Genomic DNA, 19,677 nt, shown 5'->3' with positions numbered 1-19,677 from the left:
CCGTGGCCGCGGAACCGTTCACCACCGGCGTCGGCGTCCTGGACCGCTCGGTGGCCATCCTGGACTGCGTGGAAAGCCACCCGATGGGCACCAGCGAACTGGCCAGGACGCTCGGCCTGACGGTGTCCACCGCGCACCGGCTGGCCACCGCCCTCGTCGCGCACGGCCTGCTGCGGCGCGACGCGGCGGGCTGCTTCCACCTCGGCCCGCGCTTCGCGACCTCGGCGCTGGCCGAGACCGCGCAGCCGGTGCTGGAGGAATTGTGCGCGGCGGCGGGGGAATCGGTGCAGTTGTGGGTCCGGCGGGCGGACCACCGGCTGTGCATCGTGAGCGTCGAGTCGCCGGAGGAACTGCGGGCCAGCCAGCCCGTGGGCACCCTGCTCCCGTTCCCGCACGGATCGTCCGGCCAGGTGCTGCTCGGCGAGCGGAACCCGGACGGCCACGACTGGGTCGAGAGCGTCCAGGCCCGCGCGCCGGGCGTCGGTTCGGTCAGCGCTCCGGTGCGCCTGCACGGCGACACGATCGCGGCGGTGTGCCTTTCGGCGCCGACGCAACGACTCCTGCCGAGCCCCGGCCGGCGCTTCGGCGCCCAGGTCGCCGCCGCCGCGGAGCGGATCGGAGCGGCCCTCGGCGGCTAGTGCACGGCGGTCGGCTCGGTCTCCCGGTCCGGCGTCGTGGCGGTCACGCCGATCCGTGCCGCGTCCCGTTCGGGATGCGCGAAAGCCAGCGCGGCCAGTCCGCCGACCACCATCAGCACGCCGGGGATGGCGAACGCGACGCCGAACCCGGTGCTCGGGTCGCCGGCTGCTTCGACGATCCGGCCGGTGACGTACGGCGCGGCGAGTCCGGCGAGGGTGACCAGGCCGACGGTGGTGGACAGCACGGCACCGCGCTGCGCCGGCGGGCTGATCTCGGCGTTGACGGTCTGGCCGATGGCGAACGTGACCGCGCCGAAGCTGAAGGCGACGGCGATGAGCACGATCCGCAGGCCCGGGTGCGCCACCACCGGGATGAGCAGCATGGCGGTACCGGCCATCAGCAGGGCGCATGCGCCCAGGACGCTGCGGGCGACACGGCTGGACAGGCCGCGGTGCATCATCCACTGCGTCAGGGCCCCTTGCCCGAAGGTCAGGATCGTCTTCAGCACCCAGGGCGCGGTCACGATCGCGCCGGCCGCCACCGCGCTGTAACCCAACGCGGTTTCGGCATAGGCCGGAACCCAGGCGAGCAGCAGCGTCGACGCCCAGTAAGCGCCGAAGGCGCCCACGAATCCGGCGAGCCAAGTCCGGCTGAGCAGGATCCGGCGGTACGGCACGCGCAACTCGGCCGCCGGTTCGGTCGCCTCCGCGCCGCGTGGTTCCGCTGCATCCGCCCGGCCCTCCCGGCCGATCAACGCCCACGCCACGCACCACGCGACGCCGACGAAGAACAGCGACAGGAACGCCCAGCGCCATCCGAAGTGGACGATGATCAGCGTGAGCAGCGGCGCGGCGAGCATGCCGCCCAGCCCGCCGCCACCGACGACCAGCGCACCGGGGATGCTGCGCTTCTCGTTCGGGAACCACTTGAACGCGGCGTGCAGGGCGACCGGCTGGGCCGGGCCTTCCGCCGCGCCCAGGACGATCCGGCTCACCAGCAGCAGGCCGAAGCCGGCCCCGGCGGCGACCGGGAGCTGGGTGACCGCCCAGATCAAGGCCAGGGCGAACAGGATCCACTTCGCCGCGATCCGGTTGGCGAGGAATCCGATCGCGACGGCGGAGACGTTGAACAGGAAGAAGAACGAGCTCGACAGCAGGCCGTACTCGGCGGGCGTCAGGCCGAGCTCGCGCATGATGGAATTCGCGGCCAGTCCCAGCACGGCCTTGTCCGCGTAGTTGATCAGCATGAAGATCAGCAGCAGGGTCATGACCGCCCAGGCGCGGCGGTCTGCGTTCGGCGACTTCATCGGCGCTCCAACGGGTTCAGGTGGCGAGCAGGGCCTTCGCGATGCCGTTCTTCTGGATCTCCGAGGAACCGGTGAGAATGCGGAACATCCGCAGCCGGCGGAACAGCCACTCGACCTCGGCGCCGCGCACCATCCCCGCCTTGCCGTGGATCTGCACCGCTTCGTCGGCGATGTGGAACGCGTTCTCCGCGACGAAGAGCTTGCACATGAACGCCTCGGTCCGGGGCTTGCTGCCCGCGTCGAGCGCGGCAAGCGCGTCGTAGGTCATGCTGCGGGCCGCGTAGTACGCCGTAGCCATGTCCGCGATCTTGTGCTGGATGGACTGCAGCGCGGCCAGGGGCGCTCCGAAAGCCCGCCGCTCGCCGACGAATTCCACGGTCAGCTGCAACGCCCGGCGGGCGTGCCCGAGCACCGTCGGGCAGTGCAGCAACCGGTTGGTCGTGACCCGGCCCAGCCCGACGCGCAGGCCGTCACCGACGTGCCCGAGCAGCTGATCGGCGCCGACGTAGCAGTCGTCCAGGACGATGTCGCTTTCGATGTGCTGGCCGGACATCGGCGTCTCGCCGTCGACCACCGTGCACCCGGGGGCGTCGAGGTCGACCAGGAACGCGGAGTACGACTCCTCCGTCCCGGCCATCCGGGCGACCAGCACCGAGAAGTCCGCGAACGGCCCGGCCGAGGAGAAGACCTTGCGCCCGGTGATCCGCCAGCCGTCCCCGTCCGGGGTGGCGGTGGTGCGCATCGCCCGCACGTCCGAGCCCGCCCCGGATTCGGTCAGCGAGAAGCAGCAGGCGCGTTCGCCCCGGATGACCGGGAGCAGGTACTTCTCCAGCTGGGCGGCGGTGGCGTGCTCGAAGATGGCGCCGGCCCGCAGCGGGCCGCCCATGTCCCCGAGCACCGAGTGGTAGAGGATGCGGCCGGAGGCGCCGACCTCCTCCTTGAGCGCGGCCAGCTCGGTGTGGGACAGGCCCTGCCCGCCGTACTCCGGCGGCAGGTGGATCCCGTAGAAACCGAGCTCGCGGCAGCGCTTCCAGACCGGCTCCAGCACCTCTCTGCCGAGCCTCGTCTCCGGCGTGAGCCCGAGGGAGCGCTCGTAGTCGGCGAGCTCGCCGTCGAGGTAGTCCCGCAGCCGCGCGACGAGCTCGGCCAAGCGGGGATCGTCCGCGTATTCCGGGGTGAGCGTGAACGACATCGTGCTTTCCTTCCTCAGTGGACCTTCCGGGCACCGGTCGGCCAGTACCGGTCGCGCACCGCGCGGCGGTCGATCTTCCCGTTGCGGTTCACCGGGAGTTCGGCCACGAAGTCGACGGACTTGGGCAGCTTGGTGCGGGCCAGCCGCTGGGCGCAGAACTCGATGAGTTCGCCGTCGCGCACCCCCGTCCCGGGCCGGGCCACCACGACGGCCTTGACGGCCTCGCCCCACTTCTCGTCCGGCACGCCGACGACGCAGGCCTCGGAGACCGCCGGGTGCTCGTAGAGCGCCGCCTCCACCTCGCTGCAGTAGACGTTGAAGCCGCCGGAGATGATCATGTCCTTCTTGCGGTCCACGATGAACAGGTAGCCGTCGGCGCGCAGGTATCCGATGTCGCCGGTGTGCACCCAGCCGTCGCGGAACGTCTGAGCCGACAACTCCGGCTCGTGCCAGTACTCGCGGACGCAGTCCGGCCCGCGGACGACGACTTCCCCCAGCGTGCCGGCCGCAACGGGTGTGCCGTCCTCGTCGACCACGCGCACTTCGGTGTCGAAGACCGCGCGCCCGCAGGACGACAGCAGCTCGGGGTCCTCGGCGACGCCCCGGGCCACGTCCTCGCAGGTGAGCACGGTGACCCCGCTGGTGGTCTCGGCCTGCCCGTAACCCTGCATCACGATCGGCCCGAACACCGCGACGGCCTCGCGCAGGCGTTGCGGCGAGACCGGCGCTCCGCCGACCCGCAGGCAGTTCATCGTGGACAGATCGGTGGCGCCGACCGACGGGTGCGAGAGCACCATGTTCAGCATGGTGGGCACGAGGAAGGTCGAGGTGATGCGCTCGGCTTCGACGGCGCGCAGGAACTCCCCCGCGCCCCACTTCGGCAGCACGACCACGGTGGTGCCGCGGGCGAACGCCGCCAGCAGGCCCATCCCGGTGGCGTGCGTGATGGGCCCGGCGGCGAGGTAGCGCTCCCCGCCGGGGTCGCTCCGCTCCGGCGTCATCAACCGCTTGCGCATGTTCGCCAGCCGGTTGCCGGTCGTCTGCACGGCGGCCTTCAGCTTCCCGGTCGATCCCGAGGTGAAGTTCAGCACCGCCGGGTCGTCGGCCTCGACCTCCACCGCGACCGGCTCCGGATCCCCCTCGCCGAGCAGGGCCGCATAGCCGTCCGCGTCGTCCTCGTAGTCGATGACCTCGCACGGCAGTCCCGCGCGGCGCACCACGTCGCGCGCCTGCTCGGCATGGGCCCGGTCCGCGAACAGCACGCGGACCGCGGCGTCGGCGAGCACGTGCTCGACCTCCCCCGCCGCCAGCCGGGCGTTGATCGGCACCCGCAGGAATCCGCCCTTGTACAAGGCCATTTCGGTTTCCACCAGCTCGGCGCAGTTCCCGGCGTAGGTGGCCACCGCCTCGCCCGGCGCGATCCCCCGCGCGAGCAGGGCCGAGGCCAGCCGGTTGGTGCGCTCCTCCAGCTCCCGGTAGGTCCACCGCCGGTCTCCGCAGGCCAGGGCCTCGCGGTCGGGCCAGAACGTGCTGCTGCGGGTGAGGTAGCAACCCAGGTTCACACCGACTCCCATTTCGTCGCCAACATGACCACTAGTAGACAGACTGTCTACTAGCATCCGGGATGTCAATGACCGCGTATACTGCCCGCACAACGGTGAACCGAGCAGTCTCACGAAGGGTTCTTCCCGATGTCGACCGAGGATCGGCGCAGCCGCCGGACCCGCCGCCTCCTGCGCGACGCCCTGGTCGCACTCGCGCTGGAACGCGGCTACGCGAACGTGAAGGTGGAGGACATCACCGAGCGCGCCGACCTTGGGCGGGCGACCTTCTACAAGCACTACGCCGACAAGGACGCGCTGCTCAGCCAGGTGGTGTCAGACCTGCTGGAGGAATTGCACGCCCGGCTGCTCCCGCTGGTCCCGGCCTCGTCGGTCGGGTTCACCGGCAAGCCGGTGCTGGAGATGTTCCGGCACGCCCTGGAGGAGCGGGACCTGTACCGGGTCATCCTCCGCGGCGAAGGCGATGGGCGCGCATTGCGCGAGTTCATGGAGGCGCGAACCGCCGCAGCCGCCAAGGTCTTCCAGGCGCGCGCCGACTACCGGGGCGTGTCGCCGAGGATCGACATCGAGGTGCTCGCCCGGGCGTGGGTCGGCGAGCAGACCGCCGTGATGCGCTGGTGGCTGGAGGCCGACCAGCCGGAGCTGAGCCCGGAGGAGATCACCGGCATGCTCCACGACCTGTCCTTGCGCGGCCGCCACTGGGCGAACGGGTTCGACGGCGATCCCGCGGACGGGTAGCGCAGAACCCCCGGCACCTCCGTCCACATCGGACGGCGATGCCGGGGGTTCGCGGCCGGTTCAGCGGGGCAGCTGGGACTCCAGCTGGTCCGCCAGCTTGTTCATGATCCCGGCGTAGCTGGCGTAGCTCATCGGCGCGACCGCGTCCCATTCCACGAAGCGGTTCGCGGCGGCGGCCGGGTGCGAGGCGAACACCGGGTTCTCCTTCATCTGCTCCGGCTTCATCGAAGCGGACCGGGCGTCCCACAGCAGGACGTCGCCGGGATAGGCGTTGGCCTTCTCCCAGGACAGCCGCTCGAAGTAGCCGCCGCCGGCCACGTCCGGGTTCTTCGGCGTCGTGATCGGCAGGCCCAGCTCCTTGACGTAGTAGTCCAGGTCCGGGTTGCGGGCCGGGACCACCACGAAGTACTCCTCCTTGGTGCCGCCCACGGCCAGGATCGACTTGCCCTCGGCGCGCATCCGCGCCCCGATGTCGCGCAGGCGCTGGGCGGCCGCGTTGAACCGGTCCTCGTCGGCCTTCACCCGCTCCGAGTCGACGTCGCCGCCGAGCGCGCGGGCCAGCTCCTTGTACTTGCGGATGGCCTCGGGCAGCGCGATCCCGGACTGCTGGACGCCGACGGTCGGCACGATCCGCTTGACCGCCTCCTCCTGGTCCTGGACCAGGTGCCAGAGGCCCTCGAACTCCGCGTACTTGCCGCTGACCAGCAGATCCGGGTCGAGGGAGGTCAGCCGCTCCATGTTCACCTCGCCGTAGCCCGGCCCGGTGACGTCGGTGACCTGGCAGGGATCGATGCTGCCCGCCTCCGGCTCGGTGGAGCCGTCGTCGCGCACCAGCGGCCCGAAGGTGCCGGCCACGTCGACCCCGAAGTCCTTCAGCGCGCCGGCCGCCGAGACCTGGGCGACGACTCGCTCCGGGCGCTTGTCCGCCGTTACGGTGATCCCGCGATCATCGGTGTAGGACCACCCGGCGCCCGCCTGATCGTTCTGACCAGGCGAAGCGCATGCCGCCAGCGAGCCGGCGGCGACGAGCAACGCGGCAGCCGCTCGGATCTTGTGACGCAAACCAACCTCCCCATTTTCGTAAGGCTAGGCTAACCTAGCACTCGATCTCGGGAGGTTACGGATGCCAGGTACGCGGACCGCGCAGTTGACCGAGCACAAGCCCGTCTACCGGACGTTCCCGGTCGAGGTCGCGCGGGTGCAACGGCTCGGCCCGAGCTTCGTCCGGATCACCTTCACCGCCGGGTGCCTGCGCTCCTTCGGCGCCGGCGGGCACGACCAGCGGATCAAGCTGGTGCTGCCGCGGCCGGGCCGCACCCTCGCGGACTTCCCGAGCGGCCCCGACTGGTACCAGCGGTGGCTGGCGATGCCCGACGAGATCCGCCCGAACCTGCGCACCTACACGGTCCGCGCCTACCGCGGCGAATCCGCCGAGCTCGACGTCGACTTCGTGCTGCACGGCGGCCCCGGCCACGGCGGCCCCGCCTCGAACTGGGCGGCGCAGGCGCGACCCGGCGACGAGATCGGCCTGCTCGGCCCCGACCGGCCGGGCACCGGCCGCATGTGGGGCTGCGAGTGGGCGCCGCCCGCGGCGGCCAGCCACTTGGTGCTCGCCGGCGACGAGACCGCCGTGCCCGCCGTCGCCTCCATCGTCGAATCGCTCCCGCCGTGCGCCCGCGGCATCGTCTGCCTCGAAGTGCCGGAGGAGCACGACCGGCAGGACTGGAACCTGCCCGACGGCGTCGAGGTGCGCTGGTTCCCCCGGTGCGCGACGATGCCGCACGGCCAGCTGCTGGAGGAAGGCGTCGCCGCGGCGCTGAACGAGCTGCGCCCGACGTCGCGCGGCGGCGCGGCCGACCTGGACGACGTCGACGTGGACACCACGACGCTGTGGGAAGTGCCCGACACGCCCACCGACGCTGCCTCCCCCAACGCCTTCTACGGCTGGCTGGCCGGCGAGGCGAACGTGATCAAGCGGCTGCGGCGAATGCTGGTGAGCGACTACGGCATTCCGAAGCAAGCGGTCGCCTTCATGGGCTATTGGCGCGAGGGCCGCTGCTGACCTCCTGATCTGTCGGTGCCTTCGGTTACTGTGCTCTGCGACACCAAAAGTCCAGGACAGGTAGCCGAAGGGGCGCAGTCATGGCCGCCACGACCACCATGGCCACCGACGATTTCGTCGCTCAGGCCGACCCGTACCGCCGGGAACTGCTGGCGCACTGCTACCGGATGCTCGGCTCGCTGCACGACGCCGAGGACCTGGTGCAGGAGACGTACCTGCGCGCCTGGCGCGCCTACGACCGGTTCGAGGGCCGCTCGTCGCTGCGCACCTGGCTCTACCGGATCGCCACCACCACCTGCCTGACCGCGCTGGAGAACCGGAAGCGCCGGCCGCTGCCGACCGGCCTGGGCGGCCCCACCGACGACCCCGGCGGCGAGCTGGTCGAACTCCCCGAGGTGGCGTGGCTGGAACCCATCCCCGACGGCATGGTCACCGACGAGCACACCGATCCCGCGGCGATCGTCGGCGCGCGGGAGAGCACCCGGCTGGCGTTCATCGCAGCCCTGCAGCACCTGCCCGCCCGGCAGCGCGCGGTGCTGATCCTGCGCGACGTGCTGAAGTGGAAGGCCGCCGAGGTCGCCGACGCGCTCGGCATCAGCACGGCCGCGGCCAACAGCGTCCTGCAGCGCGCCCGGGCCCAGCTCGACCAGGTCAGGCCGTCCGAGGACGACACCCCGCAACCGTTGTCCGCCGAGCAGCGGCAGCTGCTGGAGCGCTACGTGGCGGCGTTCGAGGCCAAGGACATTCCGGCCATCGTGCAGATGTTCACCGACGACGCGGTCTGGGAGATGCCGCCGATCGCGACGTGGGTGCGCGGCGCGGAGCACATCGGCCGGCTGGTCGACCTCAAGTGCCCGGCCGGTCCGGGCGAACTGCGGCTGCTGCCGGCGCGGGCGAACGGCCAGGTCGCCTTCGGCGTGTACCGGCTCGAGCCCGACGGCGTGTTCCGGCCGTTCCACCTGCAGGTGCTGGACTTCGACGGCACGAAGGTCAAGCACACCGTCGCGTTCTTCGACGTCAGCCTGTTCCCCAAGTTCGGCCTGCCCGACACCTGCCCGGCGTGATCCCGCGCAGGGCGGCTAGCTCAGCGGGTGCGCGGCGAGGAACCGCAGCACGGCGCCGGAGGATTCGGCTTGCTGCTCCTCGAAGTAGGCGTGGCGGGCACCTTCGAGGTAGTGCAGTTCGGCACCGGCGATGCGTTCGGCGAGGATCGCGGCGTTCTCCGCCGGGCTGAAGATGTCGTCGGTGCCGTGCAGCACCAGCGTCGGCGCCGTCACCCGGTCCAGCTCCGCCCAGCTGTCGTGGCCGTTGCTGGCCCGGAGGTGCCCGCGCCGGGCGTGGTGGGGCATCGGGCCGCCGAGCGTGACGTACGGGCCGGGGTGGGTCCGCACCCATTCCGGCGTGTACATCAGGTCGATCAGGGCTTGCCGCGCCGCGTCCGCCGACGGCTGCGCCAGGGACCGGGTCACCTCGGCGTCGGCGCGCAGCCCGCGGGTACCGCCGACCGAGGTGCAGCCTAGGATCAGCGCACCGACCCGGTCCGGGTGGTCGATCGCCACCCACTGCGCCACCTTGCCGCCCATCGAGGTGCCGTAGACGTGTGCTCGCGCCAGGCCCAGGTCGTCGAGGACGGCGATCACATCGCCCGCGAAGCGGCGGACGCCGTACTCCGCGTCGGCGGGCTTGTCGCTCTGCCCGGTGCCGAGGTAGTCCAGCACGATCGTCCGGTGACCGACCTCGAAATCGGCGTGCACGTTGTCCCACCAGTGGTGGGTGTTCGCCTGCCCGCTCAGCAGCACCAGCGGTTCGCCGGAACCCCGGACCTGGTAGTAGATCTTGGCTTGGTCAGCTGTCGTCGCGAACGGCACGCGAACATCCTAGAGTGGCCGGCGGAGACGTCTGGGCGCCTGGTGGCCCCCTCGGCCTTCAAAGCCGATGGCACCGAGCACCTCGGTGCGGCGGGTTCGATTCCCGTCCGTCTCCGCCAGTGAACCCGTCGTCGACGTGCTGCAATGGGGCCATGACCGGGACCGCGGCGATTCGCCTGACCCAGTACGCGCACGGCGGCGGCTGCGCCTGCAAGATTCCGCCCGGCGAACTGGAGTCGGTCGTCGGCGGCCTGGCGTCCGCCGTCGAACGTCCGAACGCCGAACTGGTCGTCGGCCTGGACACCGGCGACGACGCCGCCGTGGTGCGCGCCGGCGGCGGGCCGGCGATCGTGGCCACCACGGACTTCTTCACGCCCGTCGTGGACGATCCCTACGACTGGGGCCGCATCGCCGCCACGAACGCGCTGTCCGACGTCTACGCGATGGGCGGGACCCCGATCGTCGCGGTCAACCTGCTCGGCTGGCCGCGCGACGTCCTGCCGTTCGAGCTGGCGGCGGAGGTGCTGCGCGGCGGTTGCGACGCCGCCGGGGCGGCGGGCTGCCACGTCGGCGGCGGGCACAGCGTCGACGATCCCGAGCCGAAGTACGGCCTGGCGGTCACCGGCCTGGTCGAGCCGGATCGGTTGCTGCGCAACGACACGGCGCGTCCCGGCCTGCCGCTGTCGCTGACGAAACCACTGGGCATCGGCGTCCTCAACACCCGGCACAAGAGCACCGGCGAACGCTTCGAGCAGGCGATCGACGCGATGACGACGCTGAACCGCGATGCCGCCGTCGCGGCGGCGCGGGCGGGGGCGGTGTGCGCGACCGACGTCACGGGATTCGGCTTGCTGGGCCACCTGTTCAAGACGATGCGCGCCTCCGGCACCGCCGCCGAGATCGACGTGGCCGCCGTGCCCTACCTCGACGGCGCGCGGGATGCGGTGCGGGCCGGGTTCGTCAGCGGCGGCACCCGCCGGAACCTCGACTGGGTCCGGCCGCACCTCGATCCTGGTTCGGCGCCGGAAGAAGACCTGCTGCTGCTCGCCGACGCGCAGACCTCCGGCGGGCTGCTCGTGGTCGGCGAGGTGCCCGGCGCGGCGGTGATCGGCCGGGTGATCCCCGCTGGCGCCGCGACGATTTCGCTGCTCTGAAACGCATCCGCCCACATCGTGGGCAGCCGCGATGATCCATTGACGCTTCCCCGGGACGCTTCTAGCGTTCTAGGCATGGCTCAGTCGGTGCAGTTGGTCACCAGGGACCACGTCGACCTCCTCCGGGTGAGCTCCGCCGCCTGTCCGCGGCGCTGAGCGCCCGCGGTCCCGCGCTTCTCCCGGCATCGTTCGCCGGTCCCACACGCCGCTTCCCCCGGCGCCGTTCCCGCGCGCCTCCGGCGCGCTCGCCCTCCTCAATCCACTGTGGAGTCAACTCCGCCCGGCAGCAAGGACCTGCAGATGGCACCACGACCGAACCTGCACCTCGCGGTGGCGCTGGACGGCGCCGGCTGGCATCCCGCCGCGTGGCGGGAGGAATCCGCCCGTCCCGCCGAGCTCTTCACCGCCGACTACTGGGTCGACGTCGTGCGGGAAGCGGAGCGCGGACTGCTCGACCTCGTCACGATCGAGGACTCGCTCGGCCCGCAAACCACCCTCGACGAGGGCCCGGACGACCGGACCGACCAGGTGCGCGGCCGGCTCGACGCCGGGCTGATCGCCGCCCGCGTCGCGCCCCGCACCACGCACATCGGACTGGTGCCCAGCGCGGTCGTCACCCACACCGAGCCGTTCCACATCTCCAAGGCGGTCGCCAGCCTGGACTACATCAGTGCCGGTCGCGCGGGTTGGCAGGCGCAGGTTTCGGGGCGCCGCAGCGAAGCCGCGCACTTCGGCCGTCGCGAGGTCGACCCCGTGGAGCTGTTCGACGAGGCCGCGGACTACGTGGAGGTGGTCCGCCGGCTGTGGGACAGCTGGGAGGACGACGCGGAGATCCGCGACGTCGCGACCGGCCGCTTCATCGACCGCGACAAGCTGCACTACATCGACTTCGCCGGGAAGTGGTTCGACGTCAAGGGACCGTCGATCACGCCCCGGCCGCCGCAGGGCCAGCCGCTGGTGACGGCGCTCGCGACGGACGCGGCCGCGCACCGGTTCGCCGCCCGCGCCGCGGACATCGCCTTCACCACCCCGCACGACGCGGAGCAGGCGCGGATCATCGTCGAGCGGATCCGCGCCGAACAGCTCGACGCCGGGCGGGAGCACGACGCCCTGCACGTCTTCGGCGAGCTGGTCGTGTTCCTCGGCGAAGGCGCGGCCGAGCGCAAGGCGCGGCTGGACGAGCAGGACGGTTCGGTGTCCACATCGGACGCGCCGGTTTTCACCGGCACCGCGACCGAACTCGCCGACCGGCTGCTCGCCTGGCGGGAGTCGGGGCTTTCCGGATTCCGGCTGCGGCCCGGTGCCATCCCGCACGACCTGACCGCGATCACCCGGGACCTCGTCCCGGAACTGCAACGGCGCGGGACGTTCCGCACCGCGTACGAGGCCGACACGCTGCGCGGCCTGTTCGGCCTGCCCCGGCCCGCCAGCCGCTACGTCACCGCCGGAGGACACCAGTGAGCAAGCAGATCCACCTGGCAGCGCACTTCCCGGGCGTGAACAACACGACGGTGTGGAGCGATCCGGCTTCGTTGAGCCAGATCGAGTTCTCCTCGTTCGCGCACCTGGCGCGCACCGCCGAGCGCGGGAAGTTCGACTTCCTGTTCCTCGCCGAAGGGCTGCGGCTGCGCGAGCACGCCGGGAAGATCTACGACCTGGACGTGGTGGGCCGCCCGGACACCTTCACGGTGCTGGCCGGGCTGGCCGCCGTCACCGAACACCTCGGGCTGGCGGGCACGATCAACTCGACGTTCAACGAGCCCTACGAGGTGGCCCGGCAGTTCGCCAGCCTCGACCACCTCTCCGGCGGCCGGGCGGCCTGGAACGTCGTCACGTCGTGGGATGCGTTCACCGGCGAGAACTTCCGGCGCGGCGGCTTCCTGCCGGAAGACCAGCGATACGAACGCGCCGAGCGATTCCTGCGCACCGCGTGGGAGCTCTTCGACTCGTGGCACGGCGACGAGATCGTCGCCGGCAAGGAATCCGGGACCTTCCTCGACGACCCGCTGGCCGGTTCCTTCGCGCACCGCGACGCGCATTTCGACATCGCGGGCCGCTTCAACGTGCCGCGCAGCCCGCAGGGCCGGCCGGTCATCTTCCAGGCCGGCGATTCAGACGCCGGCCGCGAGTTCGCCGCCTCGGCAGCCGACGCGATCTTCACCGGACACGGAACCCTGGAGGCGGGCAAGGCGTTCTACGCGGACGTCAAGGGCAGGCTCGCCCGGCACGGCCGGTCCCGCGACGAGCTCCTGGTGCTCCCGGCGACGACCGTCGTGCTCGGCGACACCGACGCGGAGGCCCACGAACGCGCCGCGCACATCCGGCGTCAGCAGGTCAGCGGGCAGACCGCCATCCGGTTCCTGGAACAGCTCTGGAACACCGACCTCAGCGACTTGGACCCGGACGGACCGCTGCCGGATTTCGACCCGGCGGTCGGCACCGACACGATCACCAAGGGCCGGGCCAGCACCCGCCGGCACCGCGACCCGATCGCCATCGCCCGGCAGTGGCGCGAGCTGGCGGAGGCCAAGCAGCTGTCGATCCGCGAGCTGATCATCGAGGTGACCGCCCGGCAGTCGTTCATCGGCACCGCGGCGAGCGTGGCCGAGGCGATGAACCGGTCCGTGCAGGAAGAGGCGTCGGACGGCTTCATCCTCGTCCCGCACCTCACCCCCGGCGGCCTGGACGAGTTCGTCGACACCGTGGTGCCGCTGCTGCAGGAACGCGGCGTGTACCGCACCGAGTACCCGGGTGCCACGCTGCGCGAGAACCTCGGGCTGCCGCCGCTGGAAAACCCCCGGCAGAGCGCGAAGACCGCATCATGACCGAGCCATCCCGGAGGTCGCCGGTGTCCACTCCCCTCTCCGTCCTCGACCTGTCGCCCATCGTGTCCGGGCAGGGTCCGGCGGACGCCCTGCACAACACCATCGACCTCGCGAAGCGCACCGAACACCTCGGCTACCGGCGCTACTGGGTCGCCGAGCACCACCTCACGCCCGGCGTCGCCTCGGCGGCGCCGGCGGTGCTGATCGCGCTGATCGCGGGCGCGACCAACCGCATCCGGGTGGGTTCGGCGGCGGTGCTGCTGGGCCACCACGCCCCGCTGGTGGTCGCCGAGCAGTTCGGCACGGTCGCGCAACTGCACCCGGGCCGCATCGACCTCGGCCTGGGGCGCTCGGGGCTGGTGCGCGGCCGGGACTTCGTGCGCCGGTTCGCCGATCCGGCCGACGGCCCGGCGCCCGCGGGGAAGGTGGTCGACGGACTGCTGATCCCGCCCAAGCCGCGGGCGCTGGCCAAGTCGAAGCGGTTCCTGGCCCGCATCGAGGAGCAGCAGCGGCTGCTCAGCACCGGTGATCCGGCGGAAGCACCGCTGGACTACCGCACCCAGGTCGAGCACGTCCTGCAGTTCATCGGAGGCGACTTCCGGTCCTCCAGCGGCGAACCGGTGCACGCCGTGCCCGTCGAAGGTGCCGATCTCGACGTCTGGGTCCTCGGCTCCAGCGCAGGTGAGAGTTCGGCCGCGGCGGGGTCGCTGGGCCTGCCGTTCGCGGCGAACTACCACGTCAGCCCGTCCACGGTGCTGGAGGCGGTCGAGTCCTACCGGGCCGGCTTCGCGGCTTCCGCGAAGCCGGCCCGGCCCTACGTGGTGGTGTCGGCGGACGTGGTGGTCGCCGACACCGACGAGCGGGCCCGGGAACTCGCCGACCCGTACGGGCCGTGGGTGCACAGCATCCGCACCGGGGAGGGCGCGATCCCGTTCCCCAGCCCGGCCGAAGCCGCCGAGTTCCGGTGGACCGACCAGGCGCGGGAGATCGTCGCAGACCGGGTGGACACGCAGATCGTCGGCGAGCCGGAGGCGGTGGCGCGCAAGCTGGCGACGCTGCGCGACGCCACCGGCGCCGACGAGCTCGTGATCACCACGGTCACGCACGACCACGCCGACCGGGTCCGCTCCTACGAGCTGCTCGCGAAGGCCTGGCAGGCGGCCTAGCCGCGGCCGATGAACGGCATCGCGGTGGCGGTGACGGTCAGGAACTGCACGTTGGCGTTCAGCGGCAGGCCCGCCATGTAGAGCACGGCGTCGGCCACGTGCCGGGCGTCGAAGGTCGGCTCGGGGCGCACCGAGCCGTCCGCCTGCACCGCGCCGGTGGCGATGCCCGCGGTCATCTCGGTGGCGGCGTTGCCGATGTCGATCTGCCCGCAGGCGATGTCGTAGGGCCGGCCGTCCAGCGAGATCGACTTGGTCAGGCCGGTGATGGCGTGCTTGGTGGCGGTGTAGGCGACGCTGCGCGGCCGCGGGCTGTGCGCGGAGATCGAGCCGTTGTTGATGATCCGGCCGCCCTGCGGGTCCTGCTCCCGCATGACGCGGAAGGCGTGGTGCGCGCACAGGAACGAGCCGGTCAGGTTGGCCTGCACGACGGCCTGCCAGTCCGAATAGGACAGTTCGCCGACCGAACCGGCGGCGCCGAAGGTGCCCGCGTTGTTGACCAGCAGGTCCACCCGGCCCCAGGCGTCGCGGACGCCGTCGAACAACGCGGCGACCGAATCCGGGTCGCCGACGTCGGTCGGCACCACGAGGGCGGCGTCCGAGCCCTGCGCGGTCTCCTGCAGCGGCTCGGGCCGCCGCCCGGCCAGCGCGACCCGGTAGCCCGCGCCGAGCAGCGCCCGCGCGATCTCCCGCCCCACGCCCGATCCGGCCCCGGTCACCACCGCGACTCGCATGTCGCTCATCAGCCCTCCCGTCGGTCATTGCCAGCGGGCTCATTGATACCCCACGGCCGCGCACGGGTACCCCGGCGCCATGAGCATGCGTCCACGAAGCGCGCGAGCGGCGCTGTGCGGCCCGGCGTTGCTCGCGGCGCTCGCCGCACCGGCGGGCTGCGCCGAAGCACCAACGAACTTCCCGGTCGCGCCCGTGCAGGTGCAGAGCGGGGAGGTGACGGTGCGCGGCGTCGTGCGCAGCGGGGTCGAGCAGGGGTGCCTGGTCCTCGCCACGGCGGACCGGGAGTACCTGCTGGTGCATCCGCCGTCGACGTTGCGTCCGGGTGTGACCGCCGTGGTCCGCGGCAGGATCGAGCCGGGCATGGTCACGACCTGCATGCAGGGCACGCCGCTGGTGGTCTCGGAGGCGCACACGGGGTGAGCCGGCATCAGCGGATGCCCTTGACCTCCTTCCCGTGCAGGGCGAGCGCGTAGATGACGATCAGGTCCAGCACGATGACGATGCTGGACCAGACCGGGGAACCGAGGAAGAACGCGATGTTGGTGAGCAGGCTCAGCACTGCGAAGGCGATCGCGACCATGCGCGCCCACATCCAACCGGACATCACCCCGACGCCGGCGGCGGCGAAGACGACGCCGAACACGACGTAGGCCCAGCCCACGTGGACGAGCGCGGGGGTGCCGACCGGTGTGGCGAGGCTGTTCCCGGAGCGGGTGAAAGCCGTGATGCCGTAGATCACCTGAACTACGCCGACGATCAGCAGGACGACGCCGGCGAAGATGACCCACCCCAGCCACCGGGTGGGAAAGCCGCGATGCGGCACGTTGTGGGACGTCATGGTTCGGCTCCCTCCGCGGACTCCACCGCCAAAGGGTTGCGACGCTTCCCAAGACGATCCAGGGCCGAATTGCCTCTAATCCGGCGTGCCCACCGCCGCGTCGGCCCACACGGTGGAGTCGCGCGGGGTGTCGATGCGGTAGTCGGTGGCGCGCGCCTCGAACAGCCGGACGCCCAGGTCGAAGGCCTTGCCGAGCGGATCGCCCGGATCCCGGGCGACTTCGCCGCGCGAATTGCCGAAGCCCTGCACGACGCCGACGAAGTCGTGGTGGAGGTAGCGCGCGAGTTCCTGCAGGTGCGCGGTGACGCCCACCAGCGAGCCGGGGTAGGTCTCCTCCGAGCTGACGACGGCGGCCAGCCGCTTGTTCACCAGCCGCCGCTTGACGTGCTCGTGCTCCGGGTAGCCGGCGGCCTCGTAGCAGAAGATCCGGTCGATGAAGACCTTCAGCTGCCCGGAGATGCCGTACCAATAGAGAGGCGTGGCGAGCAAGAGCGCATCGGCGGGGAGGACCTTGCCCACCAGGAGGTCCTCGTAGTCGTCGTCGATGGAGCAGCGCCCGGCGGCGTTGCGGCACACCCGGCAGTCGCGCAGCGGCGCCGAGACAACGTCGGAGAGATCGACGATCTCGACGTCGTGGCCGGCCTGCGCGGCCCCGGCGAGCACCGCCTCGGCGAGCATGCGGGAATTTCCGTCCTTGCGCGGACTGGAGCTCAAGGCAAGAACTTTCACCGGGAAAGACACCCCCGTTGATCGCGGCGTATTTGCAGCTCAATGCTCACCAGGAACAACCATGAAGACAAGCAGGACATTAAGGCCAGTACTGGTAAGCTTTTGTGCATGTTCGACCCGACCCGGCTGCGCCTCCTGGTCGCCCTCCACGAACAAGGAACGCTGCACGCCGCAGCGGCAGCACTGCACGTTTCACCGTCCGCCGCCTCACAACAGCTGGCGACCCTCACGAAGGAAGCGGGGACACCGCTGACAGAGGTAGACGGTCGCCGCCTGCGCTTCACCGAAGCCGGCCGAGTCCTGGTGGACCACGCATACGCGCTGCTCGCCAACCTGGAGCGCGCGTTCGGCGACGTGCAGGCGGCGACCCAGGGCGACCTGGGACAGCTCTGCGTAGGCGGTGTCCCGTCGCTGATCCCGACGGTGCTTATACCGGCGGCGCAGGCCATCCGCGAACAGCACCCGAGACTGAGGGTCGGCATCCACGAGATCGCGGTGCCGGACTGCCTGGACCAGCTCTGCAGCGGCGACCTGGACGTGATCGTCTCGGTGACGGCGGACGTGGCGCTACCCGACGACGACCCGAGGTGCACCCGCATCGAACTCGGCACCGACGACTGCCACCTCGTGGTCCCGGCAACCCACCCGATCACCGACCACGAAGCGGCCGACCTGAAGCGGCTGGCCGAGGAGGACTGGATCAGCACGGCGGCGGGAGACGCCTGCGACCAACTGCTGCACTCGACGTGCGCAGCAGCAGGCTTCCGACCCAACGTCCGGCACCGGGCCAGCGACTGGGCCGCGATCGCCGCCCTGGTCGAGGCGGGCCTGGGCATCGCCCTCGTGCCGAGCCACGCCCGCCTACCGACCACGGCGGTGCTGACCGCGATCGACATCGAGGGCGGCCCGGTACAACGACGAATCCACGCAACGATCCGCCGAGGAACAGAAACCCGGCCAGCGGTGGCCCACTACCTCACAACCCTGAAGACAGCCGTCGCCCAGCACTGCGCATCCGGATAGCGACGAACGCTTTCGAGAGGCCACCCCAAACGATCAGAGGGCATCACGATTCGCCCGCCGGGTCCCGTGGTGCGGGGATGAGCTCCCGGAGGTACTCGCGGTGTTGGGCGGGCAGTGCTCTGCCGCCTGGTCTGGGTGTTCGTCTGGGGTCCACTGTGGTCGGTGGGATGAACTCGGGCCTCCCACCGCGCATGGCGATGTCCCAGCGTTGGTTGTGAAGCGTGCGGTGGTGGTGTGCGCAGAGCATCACCATGTTGTCCAGGTCGGTGGCGCCACCGTCGGCCCAGTGCCGGACGTGGTGCGCTTCGGGTGTCCCCGGCGGCCGGTCACACCCGGGGAAGGCGCACACGCCATCGCGGCCGAGTAGTGCGGCTCGAATATGGGTGGGCGCGGTGCGTTTCGCCCTGCCCACATCCAACGGGAGGCTGTCACCGTCGAGGACGATGGGCAGGATTTCGGCGTCGCAGGCGATGCGGCGTGCGTTGTGGGCGGTGATGGCGCGTTCGGTGTTGAGTGTGCCGGGCATGCCGTCCTCGCCGATGACCTCCAAGCCCCGCTTGAGGTCATCGAAGTCGATCGCAATCGTCAACTGCGGCCGCTGCCCACCGGCGCGGGGCATCCCGTCATGGTCCAGCGCCAAATCCAGCAACGCGGAGAACCCATCGGCATTCCGCTGCCCGGCCGTGCGGGGGTCTTTCTCCCCGTCGGTCTCGGGTCGGGGTGCGGCCAGCGGTTGCATGAGCGCGGCGAATTTCGCCCCGGTCTCGCGGTCCAGTCGGGCTTTGATGACTGTCATGCCGTCCCGGGTGGTGCCGTAGTGCAACTCGCGCGCCTCGTGCTGGGTTTCCTCGTCGCGGTAGGCGCCGTCTTGGTCGAGGAGGTAGCGGATGCGTTCGGCGAGTTTCTCCAGTTCCCTCGGCGGCATCGTCCGCGCATACCCGGCAAGCGTTGTTTCGACCTCGGCGACTTGGTGGCAGCGGGCGTACTCGGGCAAACGGCGGATTCCGTTGACGATGACGCGCGCGTGTTCCAGCCCGATCGCGCCTTCGGCCAGGGCGGCGGCGGTGTCGGGGAGGTCGGGAGGCATGAGCTCGCCGTGGAAGGTTTGCCGGTCTTCGACGTTGCGGGCGACTGTGACGCGGGTTTTCGCGTCACGCGGGTCGATGTTGAGCAGCCCCTGCAACCAGGCCTGCAGCGATCGGGCGGTGGTCTCGGTGTGGATGGCCCGATGGTCGGCCTCGGCGATGTGCTGCAGTTGCTCCCACATCAGTACCCGCATTTCCTTTTCCAGTTCTTGGATGCGGGCCGCGAGTTCGGCATCGGTGCACGACACCGCCGACTGTTGAGGCAAGGCCTGCACAGTCGAGTCCTGGATGTTCAGCAGCGGTGTCATGCCACAATTGTCCCGCACTCGAACACGCGTTCGCACGTTTTTTATGGTCGCTTGATCAGGTGAAACACCCCGCCACAATCCGCAAAAACCCGGCCGCCCAACGAAATTCGTGCACGACACGCCGAAGGCGACCCCATCCACCACCAAACCCGCGCCACCATCGGCAATGCGCACCGTGCCCGGAGACCAGGGATCAATTTCCCGCGAAGTCGAGCCATCCCACAACGGCCCGACCCCTGCGACGGATCAACCCGAAACCAAACCCCCACCAGCCCCGGCAAACCCGAAAACGCCCACCCGGCAACGCAAGCCGCGAACGGACCAGCCCACTCCGGGCCATCCCCGCGATACAAAGCCGAACCGGGGCTGCGGGTCGGATGTCAAGCCTGAAACCCCGAAGGGGCGGCCGCCAGGCCGGGCTTGACCTCCGACCCGCAGCCCCCACAATCC

Annotated in this window: 19 protein-coding genes and 1 tRNA gene; 11 read left to right on the top strand and 9 right to left on the bottom strand. The window is 70.9% G+C overall.

The genetic code is table 11. From position 1 onward, the window contains the following. Nucleotides 1-2 precede the first annotated feature (2 nt). Nucleotides 3-638, top strand: a complete 636-nt coding sequence (locus ACWEV3_RS02980) for an IclR family transcriptional regulator (RefSeq protein ID WP_452612265.1) — start codon at nt 3-5, stop codon at nt 636-638. On the opposite strand, the gene ACWEV3_RS02975 is transcribed toward ACWEV3_RS02980, so the two are convergent. Genes ACWEV3_RS02975 through ACWEV3_RS02965 form a run of 3 tightly spaced genes read right to left on the bottom strand, consistent with a single transcriptional unit; the run spans nt 635 to nt 4,699 of the window. Then, on the bottom strand, nt 635-1,945 hold the full coding sequence (locus ACWEV3_RS02975) for an MFS transporter (RefSeq protein ID WP_452612264.1): 1,311 nt from the start codon (nt 1,943-1,945) through the stop codon (nt 635-637). The genes ACWEV3_RS02980 and ACWEV3_RS02975 overlap by 4 nt on opposite strands. A gap of 16 nt (nt 1,946-1,961) precedes the next feature. Continuing rightward, nucleotides 1,962-3,137, bottom strand: a complete 1,176-nt coding sequence (locus ACWEV3_RS02970; protein WP_452612263.1) for an acyl-CoA dehydrogenase family protein — start codon at nt 3,135-3,137, stop codon at nt 1,962-1,964. 14 nt (nt 3,138-3,151) lie between these two features. After that, on the bottom strand, nt 3,152-4,699 hold the full coding sequence (locus ACWEV3_RS02965; protein WP_452612262.1) for an acyl-CoA synthetase: 1,548 nt from the start codon (nt 4,697-4,699) through the stop codon (nt 3,152-3,154). Between the two features lie 129 nt (nt 4,700-4,828). On the opposite strand from ACWEV3_RS02965, the gene ACWEV3_RS02960 reads away from it, so the two are divergent. Next, entirely contained in the window at nt 4,829-5,437 is a 609-nt protein-coding gene (locus ACWEV3_RS02960; RefSeq protein WP_452612261.1) for a TetR/AcrR family transcriptional regulator, read from the top strand. A 60-nt stretch (nt 5,438-5,497) separates the two neighbouring features. On the opposite strand, the gene ACWEV3_RS02955 is transcribed toward ACWEV3_RS02960, so the two are convergent. Beyond that, the gene (locus ACWEV3_RS02955) at nt 5,498-6,499 is read right to left on the bottom strand and encodes an ABC transporter substrate-binding protein (protein WP_452612260.1); all 1,002 of its coding nucleotides are present in this window, start codon (nt 6,497-6,499) and stop codon (nt 5,498-5,500) included. A 61-nt stretch (nt 6,500-6,560) separates the two neighbouring features. Here ACWEV3_RS02955 and ACWEV3_RS02950 point away from each other — a divergent pair, with 61 nt between their 5' ends. Both ACWEV3_RS02950 and ACWEV3_RS02945 read left to right on the top strand, forming a co-directional pair. After that, nucleotides 6,561-7,499: a siderophore-interacting protein gene (locus ACWEV3_RS02950; RefSeq protein WP_452612259.1), complete on the top strand. Its 939-nt coding sequence runs from the start codon at nt 6,561-6,563 to the stop codon at nt 7,497-7,499. A gap of 80 nt (nt 7,500-7,579) precedes the next feature. After that, a complete protein-coding gene (locus ACWEV3_RS02945; protein ID WP_452612258.1) occupies nt 7,580-8,563 on the top strand; it encodes a sigma-70 family RNA polymerase sigma factor in 984 nt (327 codons plus the stop codon). Nucleotides 8,564-8,578: 15 nt separating this feature from the next. Here the strand turns inward: ACWEV3_RS02945 and ACWEV3_RS02940 are convergent, their stop codons facing one another. After that, on the bottom strand, nt 8,579-9,367 hold the full coding sequence (locus tag ACWEV3_RS02940; RefSeq protein ID WP_452612257.1) for an alpha/beta fold hydrolase: 789 nt from the start codon (nt 9,365-9,367) through the stop codon (nt 8,579-8,581). A 23-nt stretch (nt 9,368-9,390) separates the two neighbouring features. Here ACWEV3_RS02940 and ACWEV3_RS02935 point away from each other — a divergent pair. The 5 genes from ACWEV3_RS02935 (at nt 9,391) to ACWEV3_RS02915 (ending at nt 14,512) form a co-directional block, all read left to right on the top strand. Then, nucleotides 9,391-9,486: transfer RNA gene (locus tag ACWEV3_RS02935), tRNA-Sec, on the top strand. 33 nt (nt 9,487-9,519) lie between these two features. Beyond that, nucleotides 9,520-10,521 carry a selenide, water dikinase SelD gene (gene selD / locus ACWEV3_RS02930; RefSeq protein ID WP_452612256.1) on the top strand — a complete coding sequence of 334 codons (1,002 nt, stop codon included), beginning with the start codon at nt 9,520-9,522 and terminating at the stop codon, nt 10,519-10,521. Nucleotides 10,522-10,821: 300 nt separating this feature from the next. Next, nucleotides 10,822-11,982, top strand: coding sequence for an LLM class flavin-dependent oxidoreductase (locus ACWEV3_RS02925; RefSeq protein ID WP_452612255.1), 1,161 nt, complete (start codon nt 10,822-10,824; stop codon nt 11,980-11,982). Then, nucleotides 11,979-13,346: an NtaA/DmoA family FMN-dependent monooxygenase gene (locus ACWEV3_RS02920; protein WP_452612254.1), complete on the top strand. Its 1,368-nt coding sequence runs from the start codon at nt 11,979-11,981 to the stop codon at nt 13,344-13,346. Before ACWEV3_RS02925 ends, ACWEV3_RS02920 begins: the two co-directional genes overlap by 4 nt. Continuing rightward, nucleotides 13,343-14,512 (top strand): MsnO8 family LLM class oxidoreductase, encoded by a 1,170-nt coding sequence (locus tag ACWEV3_RS02915; protein WP_452612253.1) that lies wholly within the window; start codon nt 13,343-13,345, stop codon nt 14,510-14,512. Before ACWEV3_RS02920 ends, ACWEV3_RS02915 begins: the two co-directional genes overlap by 4 nt. Here the strand turns inward: ACWEV3_RS02915 and ACWEV3_RS02910 are convergent. Continuing rightward, complete coding sequence (locus tag ACWEV3_RS02910) at nt 14,509-15,252, bottom strand: SDR family oxidoreductase (RefSeq protein WP_452612252.1); 744 nt, start codon at nt 15,250-15,252, stop codon at nt 14,509-14,511. The two genes, ACWEV3_RS02915 and ACWEV3_RS02910, sit on opposite strands and share 4 nt — an antisense overlap. A 70-nt stretch (nt 15,253-15,322) precedes the next feature. Between ACWEV3_RS02910 and ACWEV3_RS02905 the strand changes: the two genes are divergently transcribed. Continuing rightward, complete coding sequence (locus tag ACWEV3_RS02905) at nt 15,323-15,664, top strand: hypothetical protein (RefSeq protein WP_452612251.1); 342 nt, start codon at nt 15,323-15,325, stop codon at nt 15,662-15,664. Between the two features lie 7 nt (nt 15,665-15,671). Here the strand turns inward: ACWEV3_RS02905 and ACWEV3_RS02900 are convergent, their stop codons facing one another. Then, complete coding sequence (locus ACWEV3_RS02900) at nt 15,672-16,082, bottom strand: DUF7144 family membrane protein (RefSeq protein ID WP_452612250.1); 411 nt, start codon at nt 16,080-16,082, stop codon at nt 15,672-15,674. A 75-nt stretch (nt 16,083-16,157) separates the two neighbouring features. After that, the gene (locus ACWEV3_RS02895) at nt 16,158-16,811 is read right to left on the bottom strand and encodes a flavodoxin family protein (protein ID WP_452612249.1); all 654 of its coding nucleotides are present in this window, start codon (nt 16,809-16,811) and stop codon (nt 16,158-16,160) included. A gap of 108 nt (nt 16,812-16,919) precedes the next feature. Here ACWEV3_RS02895 and ACWEV3_RS02890 point away from each other — a divergent pair, with 108 nt between their 5' ends. Continuing rightward, the gene (locus ACWEV3_RS02890; protein ID WP_452612248.1) at nt 16,920-17,834 is read left to right on the top strand and encodes a LysR family transcriptional regulator; all 915 of its coding nucleotides are present in this window, start codon (nt 16,920-16,922) and stop codon (nt 17,832-17,834) included. A 43-nt stretch (nt 17,835-17,877) separates the two neighbouring features. Here ACWEV3_RS02890 and ACWEV3_RS02885 read toward each other — a convergent pair whose 3' ends face one another. Then, nucleotides 17,878-19,401 carry a DUF222 domain-containing protein gene (locus ACWEV3_RS02885; RefSeq protein WP_452612247.1) on the bottom strand — a complete coding sequence of 508 codons (1,524 nt, stop codon included), beginning with the start codon at nt 19,399-19,401 and terminating at the stop codon, nt 17,878-17,880. Nucleotides 19,402-19,677: the final 276 nt, after the last annotated feature.

It is taken from the genome of Saccharopolyspora sp. NPDC003752, from assembly GCF_053605825.1.
Note: the sequence above shows the minus strand (reverse complement) of the source record. Positions and strands in the feature narration are given on the sequence as shown.

Bases quoted from the DNA above. Each gene is read 5' to 3' on its own strand.
- ACWEV3_RS02975 (WP_452612264.1), bottom strand. From the start codon at position 1,945: ATGAAGTCGCCGAACGCAGACCGCCGCGCCTGGGCGGTCATGACCCTG.
- ACWEV3_RS02970 (WP_452612263.1), bottom strand. From the start codon at position 3,137: ATGTCGTTCACGCTCACCCCGGAATACGCGGACGATCCCCGCTTGGCC.
- ACWEV3_RS02960 (WP_452612261.1), top strand. From the start codon at position 4,829: ATGTCGACCGAGGATCGGCGCAGCCGCCGGACCCGCCGCCTCCTGCGC.
- ACWEV3_RS02950 (WP_452612259.1), top strand. From the start codon at position 6,561: ATGCCAGGTACGCGGACCGCGCAGTTGACCGAGCACAAGCCCGTCTAC.
- ACWEV3_RS02945 (WP_452612258.1), top strand. From the start codon at position 7,580: ATGGCCGCCACGACCACCATGGCCACCGACGATTTCGTCGCTCAGGCC.
- selD (WP_452612256.1), top strand. From the start codon at position 9,520: ATGACCGGGACCGCGGCGATTCGCCTGACCCAGTACGCGCACGGCGGC.
- ACWEV3_RS02925 (WP_452612255.1), top strand. From the start codon at position 10,822: ATGGCACCACGACCGAACCTGCACCTCGCGGTGGCGCTGGACGGCGCC.
- ACWEV3_RS02915 (WP_452612253.1), top strand. From the start codon at position 13,343: ATGACCGAGCCATCCCGGAGGTCGCCGGTGTCCACTCCCCTCTCCGTC.
- ACWEV3_RS02910 (WP_452612252.1), bottom strand. From the start codon at position 15,252: ATGAGCGACATGCGAGTCGCGGTGGTGACCGGGGCCGGATCGGGCGTG.
- ACWEV3_RS02905 (WP_452612251.1), top strand. From the start codon at position 15,323: ATGAGCATGCGTCCACGAAGCGCGCGAGCGGCGCTGTGCGGCCCGGCG.
- ACWEV3_RS02900 (WP_452612250.1), bottom strand. From the start codon at position 16,082: ATGACGTCCCACAACGTGCCGCATCGCGGCTTTCCCACCCGGTGGCTG.
- ACWEV3_RS02890 (WP_452612248.1), top strand. From the start codon at position 16,920: ATGTTCGACCCGACCCGGCTGCGCCTCCTGGTCGCCCTCCACGAACAA.